The following is a 26477-nucleotide window of genomic DNA, read 5'->3' as shown; positions in this document are numbered from 1 at the left end:
GGAGCGCCGACCCACCCCGATCCGACCCTGATTTCCCACCCCGAGAGAGAATGACCCGATGGCCGGGTACCGCCGACAGCTCTACCGCGACGACGCGGTGGTGCTGCGTGTGCAGAAGCTGGGCGAGTCCGACCGGATCATCACGGTGCTGACCCGCCGGCACGGCCGGCTGCGCGCGGTGGCCCGGGGGGTACGCCGCACCACCAGCAAGTTCGGCGCCCGGCTGGAACCGTTCGGGCACGTCGACCTCCAGCTCGCCGGGGACCCGAAGGGCAACACCGGCAGTTCGCTGCACAGCGTCAGCCAGGTCGAGGGCATCGACCTGTACGGCAAACGTTTCCTCGGGGACTACCCCCGGTACACGGCGGCGAGCGCGATCGCGGAGACGGCCGAACGCCTCACCCCTGTCGAGCGGGAACCGTCGCTGCGGCTGTTCCAGCTCACCCTCGGCGCGCTCAAGGCGCTGTCCCGGGGTGAGCACGCCACCACGCTGGTGCTCGACGCCTACCTGCTGCGCGGGATGAGCCTCGCCGGGTGGGCGCCGGCCCTGACCGCCTGCGCGGTCTGCGGCACCCCGGGGCGGCACCGGGCGTTCTCCGTACCGGCCGGGGGCGCGGTCTGCCCGGACTGCCGGCCGCCCGGCGCGGCCCACCCAGCGCCGGCCACCATCGACCTGATGTCCGCCCTCACCAGCGGCGATTGGCAGGTCGCCGACGCCACCGCCGCCGGGGTACGCCGGGAGTGCAGCGGCCTGGTCGCGGCGCACCTGCAGTGGCACCTGGAACGCGCGCTACGCTCGCTGCCGCTGGTCGACCGGGGTGGCCCGCCGACCGGTGCGTCGGACACCGGCCCGGTGGGCGGCGGGCCGGCCTCAGACGACGGCGGTGCGCCGGGTGGCCGGGTGCTGCCACCCCGGGTCGGTGTGGAGGGTGTGGACAGGGAGATGACCGAGTGATCCGATCGTTGAGGGCCGGCCGGCGGGAGCCGGTGCCGCCGACCCCGCACCCGTCGGGGGCGCGTCCACCGGCGTTGCCCGCCGAGGCGCTGCCGAAGCACGTCGCGGTGGTGATGGACGGCAACGGCCGCTGGGCCAAGGAGCGCGGCCTGCCCCGCACCAAGGGCCACGAGCAGGGCGAGTACAGCCTCTTCGACACCGTCGAGGGGGCGATCGAGCTGGGGGTGCCCTACCTGTCGGCGTACGCCTTCTCCACCGAGAACTGGCGGCGCTCGCCGGACGAGGTCCGTTTCCTGATGGGCTTCAACCGGGACGTCATCCGTCGCCGCCGCGACCAGCTCGTCGACCTGGGCGTCCGGGTGGTGTGGTCGGGGCGGGCGGGCCGGCTGTGGAAGAGCGTCATCGCCGAGTTGCAGACCGCGGAGGAGATGTCCCGGGGCAACTCGACGCTGACCCTCCAGTTCTGCGTCAACTACGGCGGTCAGGCCGAGATCGCCGACGCCGCCGCCGCGATCGCCCGGGAGGTGGCCGCCGGTCGGCTCGACCCGGACAGGATCACCGAGAAGACCGTGGCGAAGTACCTCTACCACCCGGAGGTCCCCGAGGTGGACCTGTTCCTGCGCCCCTCCGGCGAGGAACGGATCTCGAACTTCATGCTCTGGCAGTCGGCGTACGCGGAGCTGGTGTTCCTGGACACCCTCTGGCCGGACTTCGACCGTCGCCACCTGTGGTACGCCTGCGAGCTGTACGCCCAGCGGGACCGCCGCTTCGGCGGCGCGCTGCCCAACCCGGTCGCCCCGCCGCGCTGACCGGCCACGATTGGTGATCTCACCGTCGGGGTATCCCCTGGTGAGCAGCCAATCGCGGAGGTGAGCACTCATGATTCAGAAGCGGATCGCACAGTGGGCGGTCATGGCGGTCGCCGTGCCGCTGGCCGCGGCCGGTGCCCGCCGGCTGAGCCACACCCTGGAGGCCCGGCGCGGCCCCAGCGGGGTGAGCCGGCTGCTGTCCCGGGGCGCCGACGTGCTGCGCCCCCAGCGGGCCCGCCGTCGTCGGTTCTGGTGACCGTCGGCCACCGGTGTTCCGGGTGACGCCCGGTCACCGCTGATCACGCGTCGAACGCCCCGCCGCCCCGGTTCTCACCGTGGGCAGCGGGGCGTTCGGGTGGGGCAGTGACCCGTGCGGGTCCGGTGGGCCCCGATGCCCCCCACCGGGGGACACCGCGACCCACCGGGGGTGACGGTTGAGACGGTCAGCCGGCCACTTCGGAGCGGTCGGCGGTCGCCCACAGGGTGTGGAACGCGCCCTCCCGGTCGATCCGGTGGTAGGTGTGTGCGCCGAAGTTGTCCCGCAGGCCCTGGATCAGGGCCGCCGGCAGCCGCTCCGCGCGCAGCGCGTCGAAGTAGGCAAGCGACGAGGAGAAGGCCGGGGTGGGTACGCCGGCCCGCGCCGAGTCCGCCACCACCCGACGCCAGCTCGGCACGCCGTCGCTGACGGCCTCGGCGAAGTACGGCGCGACCAGCAGCGTCGGCAGCTCCGGCTGCGAGTCGTACGCCTCGCGGATGCGGTCGAGGAAGCGGGCCCGGATGATGCAGCCGCCCCGCCAGATGGTGGCGGTGCCGCCCAGGTCGATGTCCCAGTGGTACTCGCGGCTGCCGGCCCGGATCTGGTCGAAGCCCTGCGCGTACGCGACGATCTTGCTGGCCAGCAGCGCCCGGCGGACGTCCTCGACGAACGCGTCCCGGTCCTCGACCTGCCACTTCTCGCCCGCGTCGCCGAAGGTGCGGCGGGCCGCCTCACGCTGGCCGGCGTGCCCGGACAGCGACCGGGCGAAGGTCGCCTCGGCGATGCCGGTGATCGGGATGCCCAGGTCGAGGGCGATCTGCACCGTCCAGCGTCCGGTGCCCTTCTGCTCGGCCTGGTCGAGCACCACGTCGACGAAGGCCTTGCCGGTGGCGGCGTCGGTGTGCGCCAGCACGTCGGCGGTGATCTCGATGAGGAACGACTCCAGCTCGCCGGTGTTCCACTCCCGGAAGATCTCCGCGATCTCCGCCGGGGTCGCCCCCAGCCCGGCCCGCAGCAGGTCGTACGCCTCGGCGATGAGCTGCATGTCGGCGTACTCGATGCCGTTGTGGACCATCTTGACGAAGTGGCCGGCGCCGTCGGGGCCGACGTGCTGGCAGCAGGGGACGCCGTCCACCTGCGCGGCGATCTTCTCGAACATCGGCCCGAGCTTCTGGTAGGACTCCGCCGAGCCGCCCGGCATGATGCTCGGGCCGAGCAGCGCGCCCTCCTCGCCACCGGAGACGCCGGTGCCGACGAAGTGCAGCCCGTGCTCGCGCAGCGTCTCCTCCCGGCGGCGGGTGTCGGCGAAGTGGGCGTTGCCGGCGTCGACGACGATGTCCCCCTCCTCCAGCAGCGGCACCAGCTCGTCGATGACGGCGTCGGTGGGGGCGCCCGCCTTGACCATGACGATCACCGCGCGGGGCCGCTCCAGCGAGCCGACGAAGTCGGCCAGGGACTCCGACGGCACGAAGGTGCCCTCGTCACCGTGCTCGGCGACCAGGCTGCGGGTGCGCTCCGGGGAACGGTTGTGCACCGCCACGGTGAACCCGTTCCGGGCCAGGTTCCGGGCCAGGTTGCGACCCATCACCGCCAGCCCGGTCACGCCGATCTGCGCCGTCGCCTGTTGCGTCATGTCGTACCCGCCACCTCTCACGTCACCTGTGTGCTGCGACCGTATCGCGCGCCCGCGAGGGCCGGCAGCCGCAGTCCACCCAGTGTCACAGGGTGGTCGCATGGGCCCGACGGGGGCCACAGTCGTCGGCCGGAACGGTCGTCGGGGAAAAGCGGGTGCGTCGGGTGCGGGGGTCGGTTAGCGTGGCGGCATGCGCATCTGACGCCCTTCTCCAGCGCCGACCCGCCGCCGTGGCCGTGGGTCCGCGTGCTCGGGCGTCCGCGTCTCCCGCCCCCTGCTGACAGGGGATGCCTCGTGGCCGGTCGTCCGGAGCCGATCCCGTCCGTCGACCATCCGCCCGCCGCTGGCGCGGCAGGGTGGCCCTCCGCACCTCGTCAGGAGGCAGCGTATGCCCGCCAAGCGCAGTCCGAAGAAGTCCCGTCGTCCCGTACCGTCCCCGGTGGAGGTGGACGCGGCGGCGCTCGCGGCGCTCACCGTGACGCCCACGCATCCGGTTCCCCTCGCCGTCGCGTCGTCCCACCCGGAGGTCGCCGCCCGGTCGACCCCGCCCCCACCGCCGTCGCGGTCGGGCCGGTCGGTCCGGGCCGGCTCCACCACCGCCCAGGGCCAGAGCCGCCGGTACGCCTTCCGCCGCAGCTGACCCGCCCGGCGGCCCGTCACGCCAGATCGCCGAAACAGCGGTATCCGAGGGTTCGGATACCGCTGTTTCGGCTCAGTGCTGCCGACGGCCTGCCGCTCGGCGGGCGGGACTCGGGGCGGGTGGGTCAGCCGATCAGGGGGCGGAAGGTGCCCAGGGCGATGCTGATCGCCAGGGCGCCGGCGGCCAGGGCTGCCGCTCCGGCGACGAGCAGCCAGTCGGCGGGGCGGAACACCTGGTGGCGGGCCACCGTACGCGGGGTGCCGGCGTCGAAGCCCCGGGCGTCCATCGCCACCGCCAGCCGGGTGCCGCGCCGGATCGCGCCCACCAGCAGGGCGAACGCCGTGGCGGCGAAGAGCCGCAGCCGGGCCAGCGGGTTACGGCCGGCGTCCACGCCCCGGGCCCGCCGGGCCATGGTCAACATCTGCCACTCCTGGCCGAGCAGCGGCACCAGCCGGAACGCGGCCAGCGCGCCGATGGCGAAGCGGGCCGGGGCCTTCGCGTTCTGCACCAGCGCGTCGGCCAGGTCGGTCGGGTCGGTGGTGGCGAAGACGATCACCCCGGGCAGGGCGACCGCGAACATCCGCAACACCAGCCCGAGCGCGGTGACCAGCACCCCCGAGGTGACCAGCAGCGGCCCGGCGGCCCAGAGCACCGGACCGGAGCGGTCGGCGGCGAACAGCACCAGGGTGACCAGGATGCCGACGGCACCGGCCAGCAGCGGCCACGCCCGGCGGGCCAGCACCCGGTAGCGGATGCCGAACAGCGGCAGCAGCGCCAGCTCGACGGCGATCGCCACCGCCGGCGCGACCGGGTCGAGGCTGGCGACCAGCAGGAACGAGAAGACCAGCCCGGCGGCGAGCTTCGCCACCGGGTTGCGCCGGGCCAGCGGCGCACCGGGCGTCGCGACGGGTTCCAGGCCGATCACGACCGCCGCCACGCGGGTGGACGGGCCGGGCGGGGGAGCGGGGCGGGGGCGCTCACGGCTGCTCCCGGGCGGGGCGCAGGGTGACCGTCCGGTCGGCGAGCGCGGCGACGAAGTCCCCGTCGTGGGTGACGGTGACCACGCCGTGCCCGGCGTCGCGCAGGTCGGCGAAGAGGTCGACCAGCTCACCCCAGGTGCGGCGGTCCTGGCCGAAGGTGGGTTCGTCGCAGATCAGCAGCCGGGGCGCGGTGGCCAGGGCGGTCGCCACGCTGAGCCGCCGGGCCTCCCCACCCGAGAGGGTGTACGGGTTGGCCCCGGCGAGCCGGGTCAGCCGCAGCCGGTCCAGCAACTCGTCCACGGTGGCCCGGACGGCCGGTTCGGGGCGACCCGTCCGGCGCGGACCGAGGGCCAGTTCGTCGTGGACGGTGCGGGTGACGAACTGGTGCTCCGGGTCCTGGAAGACCGAACCGATCCGGCCGGCCAGCGCGGGGGCCCGCCACCGGTGCGGGGGCGTACGGGTGTCCCCGTCGGCCAGTGCGGCGGTGGCGGTCAGCCGGCCGCCCCCGGGGCGGAGCAGGCCGCCGAGCAGCAGCGCGAGGGTGGACTTGCCGGCCCCGTTGGGCCCGAGGACGGCGAGCGCCTCGCCGGCGCGTACCGCCAGGTCGGTGGGGGCCAGCCGGGGCGGCAGGCCGAGCCGGTCGGCGGTGAGCAACTCCGCGCCGGGCGGTCCGGCGGCCGGCCGGGCCACGCTGGGGTGGCCGGGCACCCACACCCCCTCGGCGGCGAGGGCGGCCCCGTGCGCGGCGAAGACCGCCTCCGGTGTCCCGTCGGCCCGGACCCCGCCGCCGGGGGTGAGCACCACCACCCGGTCGACCAGGGGCAGGGCGTCGGCGACCCGGTGTTCGACCAGGACCAGGGTGGTGTCGGGGTCCAACGCGCCGGCCACCGCCGTGCGGACCAGTTCCCCGCCGGCCGGGTCGAGGTTGGCGGTCGGCTCGTCGAGCAGCAGCAGCCCCGGCCGCAGCGCCAGCACGCCGGCCAGGGCGAGCCGCTGCTGCTCTCCGCCGGACAGCGCCGCGGTGGGCCGGTCCCGGTGGTACGGGAAACCGACCCGGCGCAGCGCCTCGTCCACCCGGGGCCAGATCTCGTCGCCGGGCACCCCCCGGTTCTCCAGGCCGAACGCGACGTCGTCCCCGCAGCGGGCCATCACGAGCTGGGACTGCGGGTCCTGGAAGACGGTGCCGACCCGCTCGCGGGCCTTGGCCGGGTCGAGGCCGTCGATCTCGACGGTGCCCTCCTGCTCGCCGGAGTCCGCCGGCAGCAGCCCGGCCAGCGCGGCCAGCAGGGTGCTCTTGCCCGCCCCGGACGGCCCCAGCAGCAGCACCCGTTCCCCGTGGTCGATGCGCAGGTCGACCCCGCGTACCGCCCAGGCCCGCCGCCCGGCGTGCCGCCAGCCGAAGCCGACCAGCCTCACCCCGGCCACGCCGTCGACCCCTTCCCGCTCGCCACGGCAGGGTCAGACGAGCGTGCGGTCGCGGGCGGCGGGGAACCGGTCGAGCACCCCGGTCTCGGCGAGCGCCCGGGTCAGGTACCAGCCGCCGACCCCGGCGACGACGGCGGCGCTGACCACGGTCAGTGCCGCGTACGGCAGGCGGTAGCTGGTCAGGGCGTACTCGGCGTTCCAGACGAAGAAGTCGAACAGGGCGGCGCTCAGCCCGGTCATCGCCCCGGCCAGCACCGCCACCGGCAGCCGGTACGCCCGGTAGCGGAACGCGGCGAAGGCCAGCTCCGCGCCGAGGCCCTGGATCAGGCCCTGCACGATGGTGACGCCGCCCCACTCGGCGCCGAGCAGCGCGGAGACGGTGGCGGCGACGGCCTCGCAGAACAGGGCCGCCCCGGGCTTGCGGATGACCAGGCCGCCGAGCACGGCCGGGACGAGCCAGACGCCGTACATCACGGCCTGGCTGGCCGGTGCGGCGGCGAACGCCGGGTCGGCGGCCTTCCAGACCAGGCCCCAGGCCCAGAAGATGACGCCGAAGGCGACGGCGATCACGGCGGCGACCACGATGTCGATGGTGCGCCACCGGTTGGTGGTGGTGTGCTGCATGTCGGTGCCTCCCAGTCCAGCGATCGAACCAGGAGAAGACGCACGCCGCGCCCGGCGGCTGCCGGACGGCGGCGCGGCTGGAGGTCGACCGAACTCCCTGCGCTGGCATTACCCAGATCAGGTTCGAGGGTCTGCGGGCGGTGCCCGCACTCTCAGCGCTGTGCGCTCCCCTGTCGGATGTGAAGTTGTCTCGGCAGACGCTAGCACCGACCTGCGGCAACGGCCCAGCAGGTCACACGGTTCCCGGCATTCGACGTCCGGGTGGGCTGGGTAGGCTGGCGATCGTGCGGGTGGCGGCGCGGGGTCTGACGTTCGACGTACGGGCCGGTGGCCCCGAGGGCGGCGAGGTGGTGCTGCTGCTGCACGGTTTTCCCCAGCACGGTGGGGAGTGGGACGCGGTGACGCCCGCCCTGCACGCCGCCGGGCTGCGCACGTACGCCCCCGACCAGCGGGGTTACTCGCCCGGGGCGTGCCCCGTCGCGGTGGCCGACTACCGGCTGCCGGAGCTGGTCGCCGACGCGGTGGCGGTGCTGGACGCGGTGGGCGTCGACGCCGCGCACGTGGTGGGGCACGACTGGGGCGCGGTCGTCGCCTGGGCGCTGGCCGCGCGGCATCCGCAGCGGGTGCGTACCCTCACCGCGGTCTCGGTGCCGCACCCGGCCGCCTTCGGGTACGCGTTGGCCACCGACCGTGGGCAGCGGGCGCGCTCGTCGTACATGGCGTTGTTCCGCCGGGCGGGCCTGGCGGAGCGGGTGCTGCTGGCCGGGCGGGGGGTGGTGCTGCGCCGGCTGTTGTCCGGCGTCGGCGACCCGGCCCGGGTGGCCCGGTACGCCGGGCCGATGCGGTCACCGGGCGCGTTGACCGGCGCGTTGAACTGGTACCGGGCGATGTCGGGGCGGGACATGAAGGCGGTCGGTCCGGTGCCGGTGCCGACCAGCTACGTGTGGAGCGACCGGGACGTGGCGATCGGGCGGGCCGCCGCGCAGGCGTGCGCCCGGCACGTGTCGGGGGACTACCGGTTCGTGGTGTTCGACGGGGTGACCCACTGGATTCCCGACGAGGCGCCGGGCCCGTTGGCCGAGGTGATTCTCGCCCGGGTGCGCGGGGCGGTCTGAGGGGTGCCGACGGAGCGCCCCGATCGGGGATCGTGAATCGGTTTCGGGCGATCGTGGATCGGGCACAGGCGTTGCTGCCGACGGGGGGTGCCCCCGTCGGTCGTACCGTCTGAACCGGAGGTAGCGCGTGTCGAAGGAATCCGAGAAGCAGCGCTGGCAGCGCAATTTCGCCGATCTGCTCCAGGAACTGCGGGTCGCCCAGACCGGCGTGCAGATCCTCTTCGCCTTCCTGCTGACCCTGCCGTTCAGTAACGGGTTCACCCGGACCAGCGAGTTCCAGCGGGACGTCTACATCCTCGCCCTGCTGTCCGCCGCCGCGGCCACCGCGATGATCATCTCGCCGGTCGCCTTCCACCGGGCGCTGTTCCGCCAGGGCCGCAAGCCGGAACTGGTCCGCTTCGCGCACCGGATGGCCTCCGGTGGCCTGGCCTTCATGCTGGTCGCGATGGTGAGCGCGGTCCTGCTGATCGCCGATTTCGTGCTCGACACCGGCATCGCCGTGGTGCTCACCGTGATCACCGGCCTGTGGTTCCTGACCTTCTGGGTGATCCTGCCGTTCGCCCGGCGCAACTGGGGCGACGACGACATCGACGACGACGATGACGACCCGGTGGTGCTGAACGGCGACTGATCCCGCCCCCGGGTGGTGGTGGATGCGGTGGGCCGGGGGCCCGTCCGGGCCGACGGCGGCCGGGGCGGGCCCCCGGCCCGTCCGCCGGTCGGGGCCGGCCGGCGGGTCAGCGGGCGATCGCCCAGGCCAGCACGGCGGCCAGGATGAGCCCGTTGAGCAGCGCCAGCACCAGGTACGCCTGCGGCGGGATCTTGCGTCCGCGCCGGACGAAGCTGACCAGCACGGCGGCGTACACCAGCAGCAGCACGGCGATGACGATCAGGAAGTAGAGCACCGCACCACCCTAGACGAGCCGGTCGTGACGCCCGACGACCCAGCATGACCGGCCCCGGCCCGGCGAGGGCTTCGCCCGGCGTGCCGGTCCGGCCAGGTGGAGGTGGGAGGGGGGATTGATATCGAGTAACATCGATTGTTGCCTCCTCTCGTCCCGGGGTGCGGCCATCGTCGCGGGGCTCGGGCGGCCGTCCAGTGGGGGCGGGCGACGCCGGCCCGGCACCGGCGACGAGGAGTGGACCATGAGAGCAGCACGGCGACGTCTCGCCGGACTGGGCGCGATCACGTTGGCGGTCCTCGCGGGCGGCGTGGCGGTCGCGGCCGGGAACGCCACCGCGGCGGCCACCGGCTGCCGGGTCGACTACAAGGTCACCAGCGAGTGGCAGGGCGGCTTCGGCGCGGACGTGACCATCACCAACCTCGGCGACCCGGTCGCCGGCTGGACGCTCACCTGGGCGTTCGCCAGCGGACAGCGGGTCAGCCAGGCATGGAACGCCACCGTCACCCAGAACGGGACGGCGGTCAGCGCCAAGGACGTCGGCTACAACGGCACCATCGGGACCGGGGCCGGCGTCAGCTTCGGGTTCAACGGCGCGTGGACCACCGCCAACCCGGCGCCCACCGCGTTCGCGCTCAACGGGGTCTCCTGCACCGGCGCGACCCCGACCGCCACGCCCTGCCCGCCACCGTCCACCCCACCCACCCCGACCCCGACGCCCACCCTCACCCCCACGCCGACGCCGACCCGCACGCCCACCCCGACGCCCTCGACGCAGCCGCCGGTCACCGTGTGGCTGGCCGGTGACTCCACGGTCGCCAACCCGTCGTCCAGCGGGGCCTGCCCGGTGGGCTGGGGCAACCAGTTCGGCCAGTACCTCAACGGCAACGCCACCGTGGTCAACAGCGCGGTCGGCGGGCGCAGCATCCAGACCTGGCTGTACGACCCGAACGTCACCACCACGATGAACGCGGCCGGCGAGTGCGTGATCAACCCGCAGACCTACTCGACCCGCTGGCAGGCCATGCTGAACGCCACCGGCGGGATGAAGGCCGGCGACTACCTGCTCATCCAGTTCGGCATCAACGACGGCAGCACCACCTGTAACCGGCACGTCGGCTCGGCCCGCTACAAGGAGCTGCTCGGCGTGATGGCCCGCGCGGCCCAGCAGCGCGGCGCGTACCCGGTCTTCCTCACCCCCGCCGCCGCGATCACCTGCTCGGGCAGCACCGCCGTGGGCAACCGGGGCTTCCTCACCGAGACCTTCGACGCGGGCCGGGCCAACAACGTCCCCGTCATCGACCTGCACAAGCTGAGCTACACGCTCTACAACACGCTGAAGCTGTGCCCGAACAACGGCGACTACAACTCGGGCGCGGTGGGCGCGTTCTTCTGCGCCGACCACACCCATTTCGAGACGGCCGGGGCCCGGCAGATCGCCGGCGTGGTCGCCACCGCCCTGCGTAACCAGCAGCTCGGCCTCGCGGCCTACCTGCGCTGACGGCGTGCGGTCGGGCGGCCCCGGACCGGGGCCGCCCGACCGGGGTCAGGACAGCGTGCAGGCGACGCCGTTGAGGGTGAAGCCACCGGGCCGGTTGTTCGTGCCGGTGACGTCGGCCAGGAAGCCGAAGTTCACCGTCGCGCCGGCCGCGATCGCACCGTTCCAGCTGGCGTTGGTCGCGCGGACGGTGCCGCCGCTCTGGGTGTAGCCCGCGTTCCAGGCCTGGCTGATCCGCTGGCCGTCGGCGAACGTCCACTGGAGCGTCCAGCCGTCGACCGGGGTGGTGCCGGTGTTGCGGATCGTCACCTCACCCTGGAACCCGCCCTGCCACTGCCCGGTGACCGCGTACCCGACGGCGCAGCCGGTCCCGCCGGCCGGCGGCGTGGTCACCGGCGGAGCGGTGGTGGGCGGTGCGGTGGTAACCGGGGGCGTGGTGGGCGGCGCGGTGGTGGGTGCTGCCGTGGTGGGCGCTGCGGTGGTCGGGGTCGGCGTCGGCGTGGTGGACAGCTTCGCCGCGACGACCGGGGCGAGCCGGGCCGTGATCGCCCGGTGCCCGGCGTCGTTCGGGTGCACCGAGTCGCTCAGCCCGTCGGCCGGCAGCCAGCCGGTGGTGTCCACGTAGAACACGTTGCGGTCGCCGCCTCCGGTGACCGTGGTGACGGCGGCGGCGGTCTCCGCGGCGTACCGGCCGCTGAAGGTGCGCAGCGCGAAGATCGCCGCACGCGGGTACTTTCCCCGCACGGTACGGATGAACGTGGCGTACTGGTTCTGGAAGTCCGTGCCGCTCACCCCGTGGCTGCGGTCGTTGGTGCCCAGGTTGATCACCACGGCGTCGGCCTGGTAGCGGCTGAAGTCCCAGGCCGGGCTGTTCGCCGCGTACCCGGTGCGGAGAAACTGGCTGGCGACGCTGACGCAGCCGTCGGCGGTGGCGACCAGGCAGCCCCCGCCGTAGCCGAGCTGGGTGTGCTCGGTGCCGAGCTGCTCGCCGGTCAGCCACCCGTACGCGGTCAGCGCCGTCCGCGACGAGGTGGTGCCGAGGGTGATGGAGTCGCCGACGAACTCGATCAGCCGGGGCCGGACCACCGCCGGCAGGGTCCGCGCGCCCGTGTCGAGGGTCAACCCCTGGAACACCGCGTCCCCGGTGTACGAGCCGGCGACCACCCGGTACGACACCACCAGCGTGTGGTTGCCGGCGGGCAGCGGGGTCGGGGTCAGGTTGACCGTGCCGCTGACGTTGGTCAGGTAGCGGAAGTCGGCCCCGTCGATGCTGTAGTAGAGATCGATGGTCCGGCGCTGCCGCAGCTTGACCGTGGTGCCGGTGAACCCGGTCCGCAGGTAGGCGCCCGCCCAGTTCGGCACGTACGCGCTGCTGGTGCTGCGGTCCCAGCGGCCGACGAACGCGATGTTCGGGTCGGTGGGGGAGCCGTCACCGGTGGCCGCCCGGGCGGCGGGCAGCGCCATGAGCGTGGCGGCCAGCACCGCCACCACCCCGGCTGCCCCGGCCGCGACGATCGACCGGATACGGGACACGGGCATGGGACGCCCCCTCTCCAGGCCGTGCGTGCCGACGGCCACCAGGCGTAAGACATTCACCATCATCTAAGCCTGTGGGGTGGGTCGGCACAACAGGAGAAGGTGCCTAGCGGCCGCCGCGTAGGCCGAGTCGGCGCAGCTCCAGGGCGGCGAGCGCGTCGACGGTGGCGTCGTCGCCGCGCCGCCACGCCTGCGCCACGTCCGGGTCGATCCGGGTCAGCCGGCGCAGCGGCTGGCTGGTCAGCGCGCGCAGGGCCAGCAGGTCCCGGCCGGCCGGGCCGGCCGCGAGGGCCTTCGCCGAGGCCGCCCGGCGCATCCAGCGCAGCCGCAGCGGCAGCCAGCCGAAGAGCACCAGCCCGAGCGGGAAGACCAGCACGGCGATGCTCAGCGCCCAGGCGAGCTGACCGACCAGGTCCTGCTGGTCGCGGCCGGCCTCGGCCACCGCACGGGCGGCGTCGGCGGCCTTGGTGAACGGGCCGGTCAGCTCGTCGCCGACCAGCGGCACCCGGCCCACCTTGCCGCCGGCCTCGGCCAGGTTGTCGGCGAGGCCACCACCGGCCCCCTCCAGCTTCCGCCCGGGTACGGCGAGCTTCTCCACCAGGTCGTACAGCCACATCGCGAAGCGGACCGCCGCATAGACCCAGGCGACGACGAACAGGTCGGTGAGGAACTGACGGAGGGCGACCGGAAAACGGTCAGCGTAGATCTTCACGGCCGACAGCGTGCCACGACGCGGGCCGCCCGGCACCCCCCGCGCGCCCGACGGCCGGCTCGGCGGGGGCGGACGGCCCCTCCCCGGCGTGGCTGACCGCGTCGGCGACGATGTGCGCGACGTGCTCGTCGACCAGGGCGTAGGCGATCTCCCGGCCGCGCCGGGACCCCCGCACCACCCCCGCGCCGCGCAGCACCCGCAGGTGCTGGGAAACCAGCGGCTGCGGTGCGCCGAGCTGCTCGACCAGCTCGTGCACGCACCGTTCACCCTGGGCCAGCTCGCTCACGATCGCCAGCCGGATCGGCGCGGACAGCGCCCGGAGCAGCTCGCCCGCGCCCTCGAAGGCGTCGTAGCCGTGGGTGCCGGTCACCCCGTAACGGTAACCAATACCGGTGACGGTACGCCGGTCGGCGTCACCGGAGCACCACCTCGTGCGGCTCCGGCGCGCTGACCACGGCCGGGGTGGCCCGGCGGCGCAGCACCCGCCGGGCCGCGGCGGCCAGCGCCACCACGAGGAACGACGCGATCGCCAGCAGCACCACCGAGGCGCCGGGGGCGGTGTCGGCGTTGGCCGCCACCCAGACCCCCGCCCCGGCGGCGAACAGGCCGAGCGCCATGGCCGCCGTCATGGTGCTGCGGAAACCCCTGGTGACCTGCTGCGCGGTGGCCACCGGCACCACCATCAGGGCGCTGATCAGCAGGACCCCGACGGCCCGCATGGCGATGGTGACGGTGACCGCGGTGGCGACCGCCAGCAGCAGGTTCAACGCCCGCACGGGCAGCCCGGCGACCCGGGCGTACTCCTCGTCGTGGCAGACCGCGAACAGCGCCGGGCGCAGCGCCAGCATGAGCACCGCGATCGTCGCGCCGAGCACCGCGATGGTGGCCAGGTCGGCGGGGGAGGTGGTGGTCAGCGAGCCGAACAGGTAGGCGTTGAGGTTGGCGCTGCTGGCGTCGGAGAGCCCGACCAGCATCACCCCACCGGCGATGCCGCCGTAGAACAGCAGCGCCAGCGCCAGGTCGCCGGAGGTGCGGCCCCGGGCCCGGACCAGTTCGATGGTGACCGCGCCGAGGATCGCCGCGACCACCGCTACCAGCACCGGGGACCGGTTGAGCAGCAGGCCCGCCCCGACGCCGGTGAGCGCGACGTGGCCGATGCCGTCACCGATCAGGGCCAGTCGCCGCTGCACCAGGTAGATGCCGAGCGCGGGGGCGGCCAGCCCGATCACCAGGGCGCCGACCAGCGCCCGCTGCATGAAGTCGTACTGGAAGAGGTCCATTGCTCAGCGGCTCCACAGCCCGGCGGGCTCCTCGGGACCGTGCGGGTGCACGTGGTCGTGGTCGGGCTCGGCGTGGTGGCCGGCCGGTTCCGGCACCGGGCCGTCATGGCAGACGCCGCCCTGGTGCACCACCACCGCCCGGCTGATCAACGGGCGCAGCGGCCCCAGCTCGTGGGCGACCAGCAGCACGGTGCCCCCGGTGCCGACGAAGTCGTGCAGCGCCCCGGCGAACGCCTCCTGGCTGGCCGCGTCGACGCCGGCGGTCGGCTCGTCGAGCACCAGCAGCTCCGGCCCGCCGGCCAGCGCGCGGGCGATCAGGGTGCGCTGCTGCTGGCCGCCGGAGAGGGTGGACACCGGGTCGCGGGCCCGGTCGGCGAGCCCCACCGCGCGCAGCGCCGCCTCTACCGCGGCCCGGTCGGCCCGGCCCGGCGGGCGCAGCACGCCCCGGCGGGCCAGCCGTCCCGAGGCCACCACCTCACGGACGGTGGCCGGCACGCCGCTGCCCGCGCCGAGGCGCTGCGGGACGTACCCGATCCGGTGCCACTGCCGGAACCGGCGCTGCGGGACGCCGAACAGCTCGACCGTGCCGGCGCCCAGCGGGACCAGCCCGAGCACCGCCCGGATCAGGGTGGACTTGCCGGAGCCGTTGGCCCCGAGCACGGCCACCACCTCACCGGCGGTGACGGTCAGCGAGACGTCCCGCAGCACCGGCCGGCCGTCGTAGCCGGCGGTGGCGTGCGCGACCTGGATGACGGGAGCGGTCACGAGCACCCCAGGGCGGTACGGAGCGTGGTCAGGTTGGTGCGCATCACCGAAAGGTAGTCCCCACCCCCGTCAGCGGAGAGCCCTTCGATCGGGTCGAGCACCGCGGTCTTCGCGCCGACCTCGGCGGCGATGGTCTCGGCGACCTTCGGGCTGACCAGCGTCTCGAAGAAGATCGTGGTGGCGCCGTGCTCGCGGGCCTCGCGGGCGACCTCGGCCAGCCGCTGCGGGGCGGGCTCGGTGTCCGGGGTGAGCCCGGTGAGGCCGATCTGCTCCAGTTGGTAACGCTCGGCGAGGTAACCGAAGGCGGCGTGGCTGACCACGATCTCCCGACGCTGGCAGGTCTTCAGGCCGGCGGTGTACTCGGCGTCGAGTTTCTCCAGCTCGCCGCGCAGCGTCCGGGCCCGGCCGGTGTAGTCGGCGGCCCGGTCGGGGTCGACGGCGCCGAGCCGTTCGGCCAGCTTGTCGGCGACGGTGGCCAGCCGGGTCGGGTCGAGCCAGAGGTGCGGGTCCTTGCCGCCGTTCTCCTCCTCGGCGTGACCGTCCTCACCCTCGTGGTCGTGGTCGTGCCCGCCGGCTGTCGCGTCGCGCAGCGGAGCGACACCTGTCACGTCGAAGGCCCGGTCGGCGGCGTTCTGCGCGACGGCCTCGTCCACCGCCGGCTGGAAGCCCTTGAGGTAGAAGACCAGCTCGGCCTCGCTGACCTGGCCGACCTGGCGGGGGTTGAGTTCCAGGTCGTGCGGCTCGGCACCCGGCTTGGCCAGGTTGGTGACGGTGACCGCGTCCCCGCCCACCCGCTCGGCGACGAACTGGAGGGGGTAGAAGGCGGCGACCACGTCCACCCGGTCCGGGTCGGCCCCGGCGCCCTCGGTCGAGCAGGCGGTGAGACCGGTCAGGGCGAGCAGGGCGGTGGCGGCGGTCAGGGCGCGGAACCGGGTGCGGGTGGTCATGTCGGCAACTGTCCGTGAAAACGAGAATGATTGTCAAAAACGCATGAGTGCATGTCAGAAGAGCTTGACCAGGGCCACCGTGACCAGCAGCGTCAGCATCACCAACCGGATCAGCCGGGTCTGCGGCGCCTGCACCGGCCAGGTGACCGTCAGCAGGTAGGCCAGCCCGGCGGCCAGCGCCAGCAGCAGCAGACCACCGACCGGGCCGGGCGCGAAGAGCGCCACCAGCACCAGCGCCAGGGTGGCGAGGAACACCGACGTCGGGTTCGCCCGGGCCAACCGGGCCAGCAGGGGGCGCTGCGTAGGCTGCATCCCACAGACTCTACGAGGAGGAACCCGGTGCTGGTCACCAACCGGTTCGTGGTCGCCGTCGAGGCGGCGGACGACTTCACCGCCCGGGCGCACGCCGCGCTGGCCGCGCTCGCCGCCCGCCCCGGCTACCGGCGCGGTGAACTCCTGCGCGCCCTCGACGACCCCCGGCACTGGTGCCTGCTCACCGAGTGGGAGTCGGTCGGGACGTACCGGCGGGCGCTGGGCGGGTTCGACGTCAAGATCACCGCCGTGCCGCTGCTCGCCGAGTCGGTCGACGAACCCTCGGCGTACGAGACGCTGGCCGGCGCGGCCCCCGACGGCGAGGTGGTCGTCGTCGACAGTGACCGGGCCGCGCGCCCGCACCGCTGAGCCCGACCGGGCCGCGTGTCCACAGGCAGCGCTGAGCCCGATCGGGCCGCGAGTCCGCAGCGTCGAGCCCGGTGGCACTACCCTGCTCCTATGACCGCTCCCGGCCCGGCAGCCCCACCGCCGTACCCCGCGACACCCGGCCCGGACGGCGCACCGCCGCCCGCCGCCCCGGGTGGCCCGGGGACGCCCCTCCCGCCGGGTGCCCCGGGCGTGCCCACCCCGCCGTCGGACCCGGGGGTGCCCCCGCCGCCCCAGGGGCCCGGGGTGGCTCCCCCGTTCGCCGCCCCGCCCACCGAGGGCAGCCGCAAGCGGCTCTGGCTGGGCCTCGGCGTCGGCGCGCTGGCCCTGCTGATCTGCTGCGGCGGCGGTGGCGCGGCAGCCGTCGGGCTGGTCGTCAGCAACGTGCAGGCCATCGAGGAGCAGGGCCAGGCGGTCACCGACGACTACTACCGCGCCCTGGTCGCCAAGGAGTACGGCAAGGCGTACGACGCGCTCTGCGAGGACGCGCGGCGGCGGGAGTCGCGGGGCGAGTTCGCCCGCCGGGTCGCCGAGGAACCGGCCGTCGCCAGCTACCGGGTGGGCGACGTCGACCCGCAGACCCTCACCGTGCCGGTCGACGTGACCTTCAGCGGCGGCGGGCGGGACACCCAGCAGGTCACCCTCGCCGCCGACCAGCAGACCGGCGGCATGGAGGTCTGCGGGGTCAGCTGAGCCCTCCCCGGTATTCTGCTGGGCCCGGGGCGCTGCTGGTCGTACCGTTGTCCCGGGCCGTCCGGTCCCACCCGTCTTCATGGCCACGCCGACCGCCAGCCGGCGTAGGAGGAAACATGCCAGCCGACCGTATCGACGCCGTCGTCAGCCTCGCCAAGCGCCGAGGCTTCGTCTTTCCCTCCAGCGAGATCTACGGAGGCACCCGGTCGGCGTGGGACTACGGTCCGCTCGGCGTGGAGCTGAAGGAGAACGTCCGCCGGCAGTGGTGGAAGGCCATGGTCCAGCAACGCGACGACGTCGTCGGCCTCGACTCGGCGGTCATCCTCGCCCGCAAGGTGTGGGAGGCCAGCGGCCACCTCGCCGAGTTCGTCGACCCGCTGACCGAGTGCCAGTCCTGCCACAAGCGGTTCCGCGCCGACCACCTGGAGGAGGCGTACGCCGAGAAGCACGGCAAGCCGCTGACCTCGTTGCAGGAGCTGAACTGCCCCAACTGCGGCAACAAGGGCACCTTTACCGAGCCGAAGATGTTCAACGGCCTGATGAAGACCTACCTCGGCCCGGTGGAGAGCGACGAGGGCCTGCACTACCTGCGCCCGGAGACCGCCCAGGGCATCTTCGTCAACTACAACAACGTGGCGACCGCCGCCCGCAAGAAGCCGCCGTTCGGCATCGCGCAGACCGGCAAGTCGTTCCGCAACGAGATCACCCCGGGCAACTTCATCTTCCGCACCCGCGAGTTCGAGCAGATGGAGATGGAGTTCTTCGTCGAGCCCGGCTCCGACGAGCAGTGGCACGAGTACTGGCTCCAGGAGCGCTGGAACTGGTACCTCGACCTGGGGCTCTCCGAGGAGAACCTGCGCTTCTACGAGCACCCCAAGGAGAAGCTCTCCCACTACTCGAAGCGCACCGTCGACATCGAGTACCGGTTCCGCTTCGGCGGCACCGAGTTCGCCGAGCTGGAGGGCGTCGCCAACCGCACCGACTTCGACCTGTCCACGCACAGCAAGCACTCCGGCGTGGACCTGTCGTACTTCGACCAGACCCGCAACGAGCGCTGGGTGCCGTACGTCATCGAGCCGGCCGCCGGCCTCACCCGCGCGGTGCTGGCGTTCCTGCTGGAGGCGTACGACGAGGACGAGGCCCCGAACACCAAGGGCGGCGTCGACAAGCGCACCGTGATGCGTTTCGACCCCCGGCTGGCCCCGGTCAAGGTGGCGGTGCTGCCGCTGTCGCGCAACGAGGCGCTCTCGCCCAAGGCCAAGGGGCTCGCCGCCCAGCTCCGCAAGCGCTGGGTGGTCGAGTTCGACGACTCGCAGGCGATCGGCCGCCGCTACCGCCGGCAGGACGAGATCGGCACCCCGTTCTGCGTCACCGTCGACTTCGACACCCTCGACGACGACGCGGTGACCGTGCGGAACCGGGACACCATGGCCCAGGAACGGGTCGCCCTGGACCAGGTCGAGCGCTACCTGATCGAGCGCCTGCCCGGCTGCTGACCACGCCGGATCCGGGTCGCCCGGCCCGGCCACCGTCGGACCGGCCCCGCCCCCTGACCGGGGCGGGGCCGGTCCGCGTCCGTCCGGGTCCTTGAGTCGGCCGGTGTGCCGTGCCAGCATTCGCGGTGCTGGATATCGCAACGGGGGTGGGAAATGACGCGTGCGCCGCAACCGGAGCACGACCCGGACCGCCGTCGCCTGCTGCGCCGGGCCGCCACGGTCGCCGCCGCCACGGCCGGCGTCGCCGTCACGGTCGCCCGGCCCGACCCGGCCCGCGCCGCCCCGGGCGGGAACCTCACCCTGGGTACGACCAACGACGCCGGCCCGGCCACCACGACCGTGCAGGCCACCGCCGGGGACGGCACGCTGGTGCTGGCGAACACCGGGGGCGCCCCGCTGCGGCTGGTGCCCGGCGACCGCCTCCACCCGCAGGTGCTGGACGCCGAACCCGGCACCCTGGCCGTCGACGAGCACGGCGACCTCGTCGTCCGGGCCGGCACGGACGCCGGGGACGGCACCACCGGCTGGGCCTGGACGTCGCAGTGGGCGACCACCTCGGTGGCGGTGGTGCCGACCCGGGTGCTCGACACCCGGCAGCCGGACCTGCGGCGGGCCATCGTCTCCGGCGCGGGCGACCTCGACGCCACCGGCCGGCTGGTGCCGGGCCGGCCGATCGTGCTCAGCCTGGACAGCTACGTCCGGGACGGCCGGGCGGTCAAGGGCAACGTGACGGTGACCGGGATGACCGGTGGGGGCGTGCTGACCGTGTGGGGCAGCGGCCCCCGGCCGGCCACCTCCACGGTCAACTGGTGGACCAGCGGCCAGATCCTGTCCAACTTCCTGTTCACCGCGCTCGGCACCCTGGGGGCGTACCACAGCGTGCTGACCCTCCAGGCCACCAGCTCGCCGACCCACGTGATCCTCGACCTGACCGGCCTGCTCGTCGGTCACCCGAGCCAGGTGCTCACCGGCCGTGCCTAGGCGACCCGCCGCCCCGCCGCATCCGCCCCCGGGGGAACGAAGCATGACATCGTCCGCAGGTGACCCTTCCGCGACCGGGGACCCGGTGGTCCTCGGCGGGACCACCACCGGCACCGCGCACACCACCGTGACCAGCGCCGCCGACGGCGGGGCCGCCACGCTGGCCCTGGCGAACAGCGCCGGTGGCGCCACCCTCCGGCTGACCCGCCGGCCGCCCGGTCCGGGATGCGACGGCGGGCTGGTGTCGACCGCCGCCGGGCTGGGCGTGCAGCGGGTGGTCGACGGCGCGGTGGTGCAGCACGAGACGCTGACCACGGCGAACGCCACCATGCTGGTGCCGATCCCGCCGATCCGGGTGCTGGACAGCCGCAGCGCGGCCGGCCGGGCCCGGCTACTGGAAGGCGTCGGCCGGGTCGACCCGCGGGGCCGGGTGCTCGCCGACACCCTGCTGGTCGTCCACCTGGGGGGCGTCGTCGCGTACGGCGACGGCCTGATGGGCAACGTCACGGTCGCCGACACCGCGCGGGCCGGATACGCCACGGTCTGGGGGCGGGGCGCGCTGCCCACCGCCTCCACGATCAACTGGTGGGACGTCGGCCAGTTGCTCTCCAACGGGGTCATCTCCCAGCTCGGCGGCTACGAGACCGTCGACGGGGACTACCACCCGGACGTGGTGGCCGTCTGGGTGGCGGCCGGCGCGGCGGCGGTGATCCTCGACGTCACCGGCCTGCTGGTGTACCACCCGGATTCGGTGCTGGCCGGTGCGTCCGGTGGCCGTCCGGGTGCGGCCGGGGCGCGCGCCCGGACGATCAGGGCAGCCGCCGGACGCGGAGGACGGACCGGTGTCTGACCGGGAGGGGAACGACGTGAGCAGTGACCGGACCCGTGCGACCACCCGGCGTCAGCTCGTGCGGGGCGGCGTGGCCGTCGGTGCGGGCGTGGTGGTCGGGGGCGTCGTCGTCACCCCGGCGGAGGCCGCTGCCGGTGAGCCGGTGCGGGTCGGGCAGCCCAACGACGCCGGCACCGCCGGGACGCTGCTGACCGGGGGGTCGTCGGACGCCCCGACGCTGACCCTCACCCACGACGGGGGGCGTCCACCGCTGGTCCTCGCCCCCACCCCGGAGGCGTCGATCCCGGCGGAGCTGCCCACCGGCTCGCTGGCCGTCACCGACTCCGGTGACCTGGTCATCGGCGGCCGGGACGGGACGAGGCGGTATGTCAGCACGTCCCGGTGGGCCAACCGGACGCTCGCCGTCGCCCCGGTGCGCATCCTCGACACCCGGGCGATGGACCGTTACGCCGCGAACGTGGTCGCCGGTGCGGGCGACGTGGTGGCCGGCAGGCTGGGTGCCGGCCGGGCGCTGCACGTCACGGTGCGCGCCGTGCCGCCGGCCCTGGCCGGGAGGGCCACCGCCGCGTACGTCAACGTGACCGTCGCCGGCACCGTCTCCGGGGGTTTCCTCACCGCGTACAGCTCGTCCATCGCCCGGCCGGGGACGTCCTCGCTGAACTGGTGGGGGCCGAACCAGGTGCTGTCGAACCTGGTGGAGGTGCAGTTGGGCAGCCACCAGGGCACCCCGCTGTCGTTCGGCGTCCACGTCAACGCGGCCACCTCGGTCATCGTGGACGTCTGCGGGCTGGTCCTGACCGTCCCCGAGGGGTCCTGAGCCGTACCCGACGGCCGGGTTCGCCCGAGGGGCGGGCCACCGGCGGTGGGCGGGCCGCCGCCGGCATGGGATTCTGGGGTACGTGACCAGTCCCGCTGCGGTCCTTCGTCCGCTCACCATCGGCCCCCACCAGGTGTGGCCGCCGGTGGTGCTCGCCCCGATGGCCGGCATCACCAACGTCGGCTTCCGGCAACTCTGCCGGGAGCAGGGCGGCGGCATCTACGTCTGCGAGATGATCACCACGGTCGCGCTGGTGCAGCGGAACCCGAAGACCCTGCGCATGATCGCCTTCGGCGCCGACGAGCGGCCCCGCAGCCTCCAGCTCTACGGCACCGACCCGGAGGTCACCGCCCAGGCGGTGCGGATCGTGGTGGAACGGGACCTCGCCGACCACATCGACCTGAACTTCGGCTGCCCGGTGCCCAAGGTGACCCGGCGGGGCGGCGGGTCGGCCCTGCCGTGGCGGCGGCGGCTGTTCGCCCGGCTGGTGCGGGCCGCGGTGGACGCCGCGTCCCCCGCCGGGGTGCCGGTCACCGTCAAGATGCGCAAGGGCATCGACGACGACCACCTGACGTACGTCGAGGCGGGGCTGGCCGCCCAGGACGCCGGGGTGGCGGCGGTGGCCCTGCACGGGCGGACGGCCGCGCAGCGGTACTCCGGCACCGCCGACTGGGACGCCATCGCCACCCTCAAGCAGGCGCTCGACGTGCCGGTGCTCGGCAACGGCGACATCTGGGAGGCCGACGACGCGCTGCGGATGGTGGCCCACACCGGGGTGGACGGGGTGGTGGTCGGTCGGGGCTGCCTGGGCAGGCCGTGGCTCTTCGCCGACCTGCAGGCCGCGTTCGAGGGCCGGCCGGAGCGTCGGATGCCGACCCTCGGCGAGGTGGCCGTGACCATACGGCGGCACGCCGAACTGCTGGTCGACCAGTTCACCGCCGGCTCGCGTACCCCGGCCCGGGGCGAGCGGGACGGCTGCACCGACTTCCGTAAGCACGTCGCCTGGTATCTGAAGGGCTTCCCGGTCGGCAGCGAACTACGCCGGGAACTCGCCATGATCGAGAGCCTGGCCCAGCTCGACGACCTGCTCGGCAAGCTCGACGCGGGCGAACCGTTCCCGGTGGCCGCCCTGGGTCAGCCGCGTGGCCGGACGAACTCCCCCGGCAAGGTCTTCCTGCCGGAGGGTTGGCTGGACAGCCGGGACGACGACACCGTCCCCGAGGGCGCCGAGCTGGACGACTCGGGCGGCTGAGGCCGGCCCGCCCGCCGTCAGAGTGCGGCCCGGGGTGCCGAACGACGAAGGGCCGACCCATCGGGGGTCGGCCCTTCGCGTGTCGGCGCGGGTCAGGAGGCGTAGCCACGGCTGGCGATCCAGTGGGCCAGCTCGCCGACGTCGATCCGGTAGGAGGCGGTGTCCGGGTTGGCGGAGTCCGCGATCGTCACGACCCGACCACCGTCGCGGTACCCGACGACACTGATGTAGTGCCCGCCCTCGAAGGAGTGGGTGTTGCCGTCGGTGTCGGTGGCGGTGCCGGCGATGTTGGCGACCACGGCGCGGCCGTCGTCCACGGCCCGGACGATGTCGGCGCGCAGCCGGTCGATCCGCTTGCCGTCGACCTTGCCGGCCGGGATCTCGGTGCTGCGGTACGCGTCCTTGCGGCCGGTCTCCTTGTTCAGGATCGGGGTGATGTCGTTGATGCTGTCGGTGCCGCTCTCGGTGGTGCCCATCTCCTTGGCCATGGCGTCCACGTCGATGTTCTTGCCCTGCACGCTCAGCGCGTTACGGGCGGCGGCCGGGCCGCAGTAGTAGAAGTTGGGCTGCGCGGCGTAGTCGACCTTCAGCTCACGCTCGCCGGCCGGCTTGCGGTCGGTCTGCACGACGGCGGCGGGGCGGGTGGTCTCGGCGGCCTGCGCGGCCAGCGCGGGGCCGGCGATGCCACCGGCGGTGACGGCGAGGCCGGCGGCGGTGAGCACGGTCTTCCGCAGGATGTCGGTACGCATGGCGTGCTCCTCTGCGTGTCGGGGGTTCCACGGCGTCCCGCAGGGGGTGCGGTGACGCGGTGGTGCCACATCGGCAGGTGAAGAGGAAGATCGGACCGGCGATCGCGGGGATGCCGGCCGGGGAGGCACAACCGGTTCGCCGGTTCAGGCATTCCACCGCCCGCCTCCGTTGACCGGGTGGCTCGGCTCTGCCGGCCGGGTGCCGGGTGGCGCTACGCCGCCCTGCTGGTCGGGGGGCCGAGCCGGCGACCGGCCAGGCGATCGCGGATACCAGGTGTAACGACCCCGGCCGGCCGACGATTCCGCCCCACGGGTGGCCCCCGTCACCCGCCGGTGGGCCGATCCGTCATCGCAGCGTCGCTACCGACGACACCCGTCGGCAACCCACCACCCGGTCACTCACAGTCACAAACCACCCCCGTGCCACTTGCCCCTCCGCACGCTTTGCTCTGCCGCCCTCCCCGCGACAGTCACTCCGTGTGCCTGGTGCGTATGTGGCAGCAGAGCAAAGCGTGCGAGGGAGGTGTGTGGTGGTTGCCGGGAAGTGACGAGAGTGCGCAGCTCAGAGTGGGTTGGGGGCGGATGGGGTGCAAGGTGGCCGCTGATCATGGCCAGAAACGGTCACGCTGTGTGATAGATGTGGCTTTCGTGTCGGAAGTGACTGGCGGTGATCGGAGGTGGTGGGGCAGCGGCCGGCGATCCTCCGGCAGGTCGGAGAACTCGCCGTGCCGCAGAGTCCGCCGGGTTGGGGTGCCCGCTGTGCGGGGAGGTCGGGAAGTTGAGCGGTGACTTGGGTCAACGCGTGTCGGGTGTGGTGGCGTCTCGGCCCGGTGCGGGCTGGTCGGGGGCGGGATTCCGGTGCGTACCTGCGGCGTCGGGGAGATGCCGCCCGGCCGGCGCGGCGGGCCAGGGGATCTCCGGCGACGGGTGGAAGGTGATGCCGGCGGTGCGCCAGCGCGGGCCGTGGCCGGCCAGCCGCTCCCGGAAGCCGGTCCAGCCCCGGGTCGACGGCGCGGACCAGGCCACCTCGGCGAGGGCGGGCAGGCGCGGGAAGAACAGGAACTCGATCTCGGCCAGCGAGGTCACCGACTCCGTCCAGAGCGGGGCCTCCACGCCGAGCACCGCCTCGGCGGGGACGCCGGTCAGGTGGGTCGCCGGGTCCCAGTGGTATGCCCGGTGCACGTCGATCAGGCCGGCCCAGTCGTGCCCGATCGGGGTGTCCGGGGCGTACTTCATGTCCAGGTACGCATGGTTGCCGGGGGAGAGGATCACCCGGGCGCCCCGGCGTACCGCCTCGGCCACCGTGGGGTCGTCGCCGTCGGTGCCCCACCACTGGAGCACCCGGCCGTCGACCTGCCCGGCGGGGGCGATCTGGTGCCAACCGACCACGGTCCGGCCCAGCCCGGCGACGATCCGCTGCGTCCGCTCCACGAACCCGGTGTACGCCGCCCCCTTGACCTTGTACGCCTCGTCCCCGCCGATGTGCAGCCACGGCCCGGGGGTCAGCGCGGCCACCTCGCCGAGCACGTCGGCGACGAAGTCGTACGTGCGCTCGTCGGTGGGGTCGACGTAGCTGAAACCGACCTCGGTGCCGGTGTACGGCGGCGGCGCGACCCTGCCCGGGGCCAGCTCGGGGTACGCGACCAGCGCCGCGTTGGTGTGGCCGGGCAGGTCCACCTCGGGCACGACGGTGACGTGCCGCCGGGCGGCGTGTCCGACGATGCGCCGGTAGTCGGCGGCGGTGTACCAGCCACCGGGGCCGCCACCGACCGCGGTGCGCCCGCCGACCGTCGCCAGCCGGGGCCAGGAGTCGACGGCGATCCGCCAGCCCTGGTCGTCGGTGAGGTGCAGGTGCAGGTGGTTGAGCTTGTACCGGGCCAGGTGGTCGATCACCCGACAGACGTCCTCGACGCTGAAGAAGTGCCGTGCCACGTCGAGCATCGCCCCCCGGTAGGGGAAGCGGGGCCGGTCGACGATCGTGCCGCCGGGCACCACCCAGTGCTGCGCCACCGGGGTCCGGCTCTCCACGGCTGCCGGCAGCAGTTGCCGCAGCGTCTGCACGCCGTGGAACAGGCCGGTGGCGGTGCCGGCGGTGATCCGTACCGTGTCGGTGCCGACGTCGAGCCGGTAGCCCTCGGCGTCGCCGGACACCGTCGCCGCCGGGCCGTGCGGCGCGGCGGCGGAGAGGGTGAGCTGGAGCGGGCCCGGGGCGGGCGGCAGGTCGGCGACCGGGAGCGGGTAGCCGGTGGCGGGGCGGAGCAGTTCGGCGAGGTGGCCGGCGACCTCCCGGGCGGCGGGGTCGGCGCTGACCCGTACCGCCGCGTCGGCCGGGAGGACGAAGTCGGCGGCCGGACTGGGCCGGACCGACGCGGGCGCCGGCACCACGTCACCCAACCCGAGGGCCGGCCGGGTGAGCAGCCGCCCGGCGGCCTCCGCGGCGCTGCGCGCCAGCGTGCCCGCGGCCGGGGTGACCGTGGGCGGCGTGACCGTGGGCGGCGTAGCCGGGGTCGGGCCGGCGTCGGGGCGCGGCGGCTGCTCGGGGACGGGGGCGACGCCGGTACGTGGGGTGCGCGACACGGGGCGGCTCCGAGGGGTGTATTCGCGAGGGATATGGCAAAGGTCAGGTTTGGCGTGACGGGTGACGTCAAGAGTACGAGGAGGAACCGGAATTGCGTGATCGTGCTCGTGGAAGCGTTCCCAGAAACCGGCGTGAACGCGGATAGTCGTGACCGCTGTGCCTATTGTCACCGAACGGTCCCGGCCCGCCCGATGTTCGCTTAACCTTCGCCCACCGAACGCTGACCAGGCCGGATTGCCGGTGGTCAGCCCCGGGGTAAGTCAGAACTGAACCTTCGTTAAGTGT

The 26477-nt window shown here is 74.0% G+C and carries 27 protein-coding genes, 1 pseudogene and 1 riboswitch; of the genes and pseudogenes, 14 read left to right on the top strand and 14 right to left on the bottom strand.

What is annotated here, in order from left to right; all coding sequences use genetic code 11:
- Nucleotides 1–58: 58 nt before the first annotated feature.
- The 3 genes from recO (at nucleotide 59) to FJK98_RS25605 (ending at nucleotide 2020) form a co-directional block, all read left to right on the top strand.
- Nucleotides 59–955 carry a DNA repair protein RecO gene (gene recO, locus FJK98_RS25615; RefSeq protein ID WP_145921273.1) on the top strand — a complete coding sequence of 299 codons (897 nt, stop codon included), beginning with the start codon at nucleotides 59–61 and terminating at the stop codon, nucleotides 953–955.
- 32 nt (nucleotides 956–987) lie between these two features.
- The gene (locus FJK98_RS25610) at nucleotides 988–1764 is read left to right on the top strand and encodes an isoprenyl transferase (protein WP_194821763.1); all 777 of its coding nucleotides are present in this window, start codon (nucleotides 988–990) and stop codon (nucleotides 1762–1764) included.
- Between the two features lie 70 nt (nucleotides 1765–1834).
- A complete protein-coding gene (locus FJK98_RS25605) occupies nucleotides 1835–2020 on the top strand; it encodes a hypothetical protein (RefSeq protein WP_145921271.1) in 186 nt (61 codons plus the stop codon).
- 187 nt (nucleotides 2021–2207) lie between these two features.
- Here FJK98_RS25605 and gndA read toward each other — a convergent pair whose 3' ends face one another.
- A complete protein-coding gene (gene gndA / locus FJK98_RS25600) occupies nucleotides 2208–3653 on the bottom strand; it encodes an NADP-dependent phosphogluconate dehydrogenase (protein ID WP_088644399.1) in 1446 nt (481 codons plus the stop codon).
- A gap of 388 nt (nucleotides 3654–4041) precedes the next feature.
- Here gndA and FJK98_RS25595 point away from each other — a divergent pair, with 388 nt between their 5' ends.
- A complete protein-coding gene (locus FJK98_RS25595; RefSeq protein WP_145921270.1) occupies nucleotides 4042–4293 on the top strand; it encodes a hypothetical protein in 252 nt (83 codons plus the stop codon).
- Nucleotides 4294–4417: 124 nt separating this feature from the next.
- Here FJK98_RS25595 and FJK98_RS25590 read toward each other — a convergent pair whose 3' ends face one another.
- Genes FJK98_RS25590 through FJK98_RS25580 form a run of 3 tightly spaced genes read right to left on the bottom strand, consistent with a single transcriptional unit; the run spans nucleotide 4418 to nucleotide 7322 of the window.
- Entirely contained in the window at nucleotides 4418–5218 is an 801-nt protein-coding gene (locus tag FJK98_RS25590; protein WP_145922987.1) for an energy-coupling factor transporter transmembrane protein EcfT, read from the bottom strand.
- Between the two features lie 52 nt (nucleotides 5219–5270).
- Nucleotides 5271–6698, bottom strand: coding sequence for an ABC transporter ATP-binding protein (locus FJK98_RS25585; protein ID WP_145921269.1), 1428 nt, complete (start codon nucleotides 6696–6698; stop codon nucleotides 5271–5273).
- A 33-nt stretch (nucleotides 6699–6731) separates the two neighbouring features.
- Nucleotides 6732–7322, bottom strand: coding sequence for an ECF transporter S component (locus tag FJK98_RS25580; protein ID WP_145921268.1), 591 nt, complete (start codon nucleotides 7320–7322; stop codon nucleotides 6732–6734).
- A 76-nt stretch (nucleotides 7323–7398) separates the two neighbouring features.
- A riboswitch (TPP riboswitch) is annotated at nucleotides 7399–7504 on the bottom strand.
- 102 nt (nucleotides 7505–7606) lie between these two features.
- Here FJK98_RS25580 and FJK98_RS25575 point away from each other — a divergent pair.
- Complete coding sequence (locus tag FJK98_RS25575; RefSeq protein WP_145921267.1) at nucleotides 7607–8437, top strand: alpha/beta fold hydrolase; 831 nt, start codon at nucleotides 7607–7609, stop codon at nucleotides 8435–8437.
- Between the two features lie 127 nt (nucleotides 8438–8564).
- A complete protein-coding gene (locus tag FJK98_RS25570) occupies nucleotides 8565–9068 on the top strand; it encodes a DUF6328 family protein (protein WP_145921266.1) in 504 nt (167 codons plus the stop codon).
- Between the two features lie 106 nt (nucleotides 9069–9174).
- Here the strand turns inward: FJK98_RS25570 and FJK98_RS33370 are convergent, their stop codons facing one another.
- Nucleotides 9175–9342 carry a hypothetical protein gene (locus FJK98_RS33370; RefSeq protein ID WP_168222550.1) on the bottom strand — a complete coding sequence of 56 codons (168 nt, stop codon included), beginning with the start codon at nucleotides 9340–9342 and terminating at the stop codon, nucleotides 9175–9177.
- A 241-nt stretch (nucleotides 9343–9583) separates the two neighbouring features.
- Here FJK98_RS33370 and FJK98_RS25560 point away from each other — a divergent pair, with 241 nt between their 5' ends.
- Nucleotides 9584–10840, top strand: coding sequence for a cellulose binding domain-containing protein (locus tag FJK98_RS25560; protein ID WP_145921265.1), 1257 nt, complete (start codon nucleotides 9584–9586; stop codon nucleotides 10838–10840).
- 45 nt (nucleotides 10841–10885) lie between these two features.
- On the opposite strand, the gene FJK98_RS25555 is transcribed toward FJK98_RS25560, so the two are convergent.
- The 7 genes and pseudogenes from FJK98_RS25555 to FJK98_RS25525 form a co-directional block, all read right to left on the bottom strand.
- The gene (locus FJK98_RS25555) at nucleotides 10886–12376 is read right to left on the bottom strand and encodes a cellulose binding domain-containing protein (protein ID WP_205789217.1); all 1491 of its coding nucleotides are present in this window, start codon (nucleotides 12374–12376) and stop codon (nucleotides 10886–10888) included.
- 103 nt (nucleotides 12377–12479) lie between these two features.
- Nucleotides 12480–13085: a hypothetical protein gene (locus tag FJK98_RS25550; RefSeq protein ID WP_145921263.1), complete on the bottom strand. Its 606-nt coding sequence runs from the start codon at nucleotides 13083–13085 to the stop codon at nucleotides 12480–12482.
- A gap of 67 nt (nucleotides 13086–13152) precedes the next feature.
- Nucleotides 13153–13455 (bottom strand): annotated as a pseudogene (locus tag FJK98_RS25545) (ArsR/SmtB family transcription factor); the annotation flags it as partial.
- A gap of 43 nt (nucleotides 13456–13498) precedes the next feature.
- Nucleotides 13499–14365 carry a metal ABC transporter permease gene (locus FJK98_RS25540; protein WP_145921262.1) on the bottom strand — a complete coding sequence of 289 codons (867 nt, stop codon included), beginning with the start codon at nucleotides 14363–14365 and terminating at the stop codon, nucleotides 13499–13501.
- A 3-nt stretch (nucleotides 14366–14368) separates the two neighbouring features.
- Nucleotides 14369–15130: a metal ABC transporter ATP-binding protein gene (locus FJK98_RS25535; protein ID WP_145921261.1), complete on the bottom strand. Its 762-nt coding sequence runs from the start codon at nucleotides 15128–15130 to the stop codon at nucleotides 14369–14371.
- A complete protein-coding gene (locus FJK98_RS25530) occupies nucleotides 15127–16077 on the bottom strand; it encodes a metal ABC transporter substrate-binding protein (RefSeq protein WP_145921260.1) in 951 nt (316 codons plus the stop codon). Before FJK98_RS25530 ends, FJK98_RS25535 begins: the two co-directional genes overlap by 4 nt.
- Nucleotides 16078–16131: 54 nt before the next feature.
- Nucleotides 16132–16389, bottom strand: a complete 258-nt coding sequence (locus FJK98_RS25525; protein WP_145921259.1) for a DUF6703 family protein — start codon at nucleotides 16387–16389, stop codon at nucleotides 16132–16134.
- Between the two features lie 27 nt (nucleotides 16390–16416).
- Between FJK98_RS25525 and FJK98_RS25520 the strand changes: the two genes are divergently transcribed.
- The 7 genes from FJK98_RS25520 to dusB all read left to right on the top strand — a co-directional run bounded on the left by FJK98_RS25520 (nucleotide 16417) and on the right by dusB (nucleotide 22865).
- Complete coding sequence (locus FJK98_RS25520) at nucleotides 16417–16758, top strand: antibiotic biosynthesis monooxygenase (protein WP_145921258.1); 342 nt, start codon at nucleotides 16417–16419, stop codon at nucleotides 16756–16758.
- A gap of 237 nt (nucleotides 16759–16995) precedes the next feature.
- Nucleotides 16996–17469, top strand: a complete 474-nt coding sequence (locus FJK98_RS25515; protein WP_145922986.1) for a hypothetical protein — start codon at nucleotides 16996–16998, stop codon at nucleotides 17467–17469.
- A 116-nt stretch (nucleotides 17470–17585) separates the two neighbouring features.
- Entirely contained in the window at nucleotides 17586–18965 is a 1380-nt protein-coding gene (locus FJK98_RS25510) for a glycine--tRNA ligase (protein ID WP_145921257.1), read from the top strand.
- A 153-nt stretch (nucleotides 18966–19118) separates the two neighbouring features.
- On the top strand, nucleotides 19119–19946 hold the full coding sequence (locus FJK98_RS25505) for a hypothetical protein (protein WP_145921256.1): 828 nt from the start codon (nucleotides 19119–19121) through the stop codon (nucleotides 19944–19946).
- Between the two features lie 43 nt (nucleotides 19947–19989).
- Nucleotides 19990–20796, top strand: coding sequence for a hypothetical protein (locus tag FJK98_RS25500; RefSeq protein ID WP_145921255.1), 807 nt, complete (start codon nucleotides 19990–19992; stop codon nucleotides 20794–20796).
- A gap of 16 nt (nucleotides 20797–20812) precedes the next feature.
- Nucleotides 20813–21613 carry a hypothetical protein gene (locus FJK98_RS25495; RefSeq protein WP_145921254.1) on the top strand — a complete coding sequence of 267 codons (801 nt, stop codon included), beginning with the start codon at nucleotides 20813–20815 and terminating at the stop codon, nucleotides 21611–21613.
- 160 nt (nucleotides 21614–21773) lie between these two features.
- The gene (gene dusB / locus FJK98_RS25490; RefSeq protein ID WP_240763065.1) at nucleotides 21774–22865 is read left to right on the top strand and encodes a tRNA dihydrouridine synthase DusB; all 1092 of its coding nucleotides are present in this window, start codon (nucleotides 21774–21776) and stop codon (nucleotides 22863–22865) included.
- A gap of 92 nt (nucleotides 22866–22957) precedes the next feature.
- Here the strand turns inward: dusB and FJK98_RS25485 are convergent, their stop codons facing one another.
- On the bottom strand, nucleotides 22958–23614 hold the full coding sequence (locus FJK98_RS25485; RefSeq protein ID WP_145921252.1) for a C39 family peptidase: 657 nt from the start codon (nucleotides 23612–23614) through the stop codon (nucleotides 22958–22960).
- 795 nt (nucleotides 23615–24409) lie between these two features.
- On the bottom strand, nucleotides 24410–26191 hold the full coding sequence (locus FJK98_RS25480; protein WP_145921251.1) for a beta-N-acetylhexosaminidase: 1782 nt from the start codon (nucleotides 26189–26191) through the stop codon (nucleotides 24410–24412).
- Nucleotides 26192–26477 lie beyond the last annotated feature (286 nt).

Origin of the sequence: Micromonospora sp. HM134, from assembly GCF_007833915.1 — a bacterium.
Taxonomy (GTDB): Bacteria; Actinomycetota; Actinomycetes; order Mycobacteriales; family Micromonosporaceae; genus Micromonospora; species Micromonospora wenchangensis.
The sequence above is the reverse complement of the archived record's forward strand: the minus strand, read 5'-3'. Positions and strand labels throughout refer to the sequence as shown.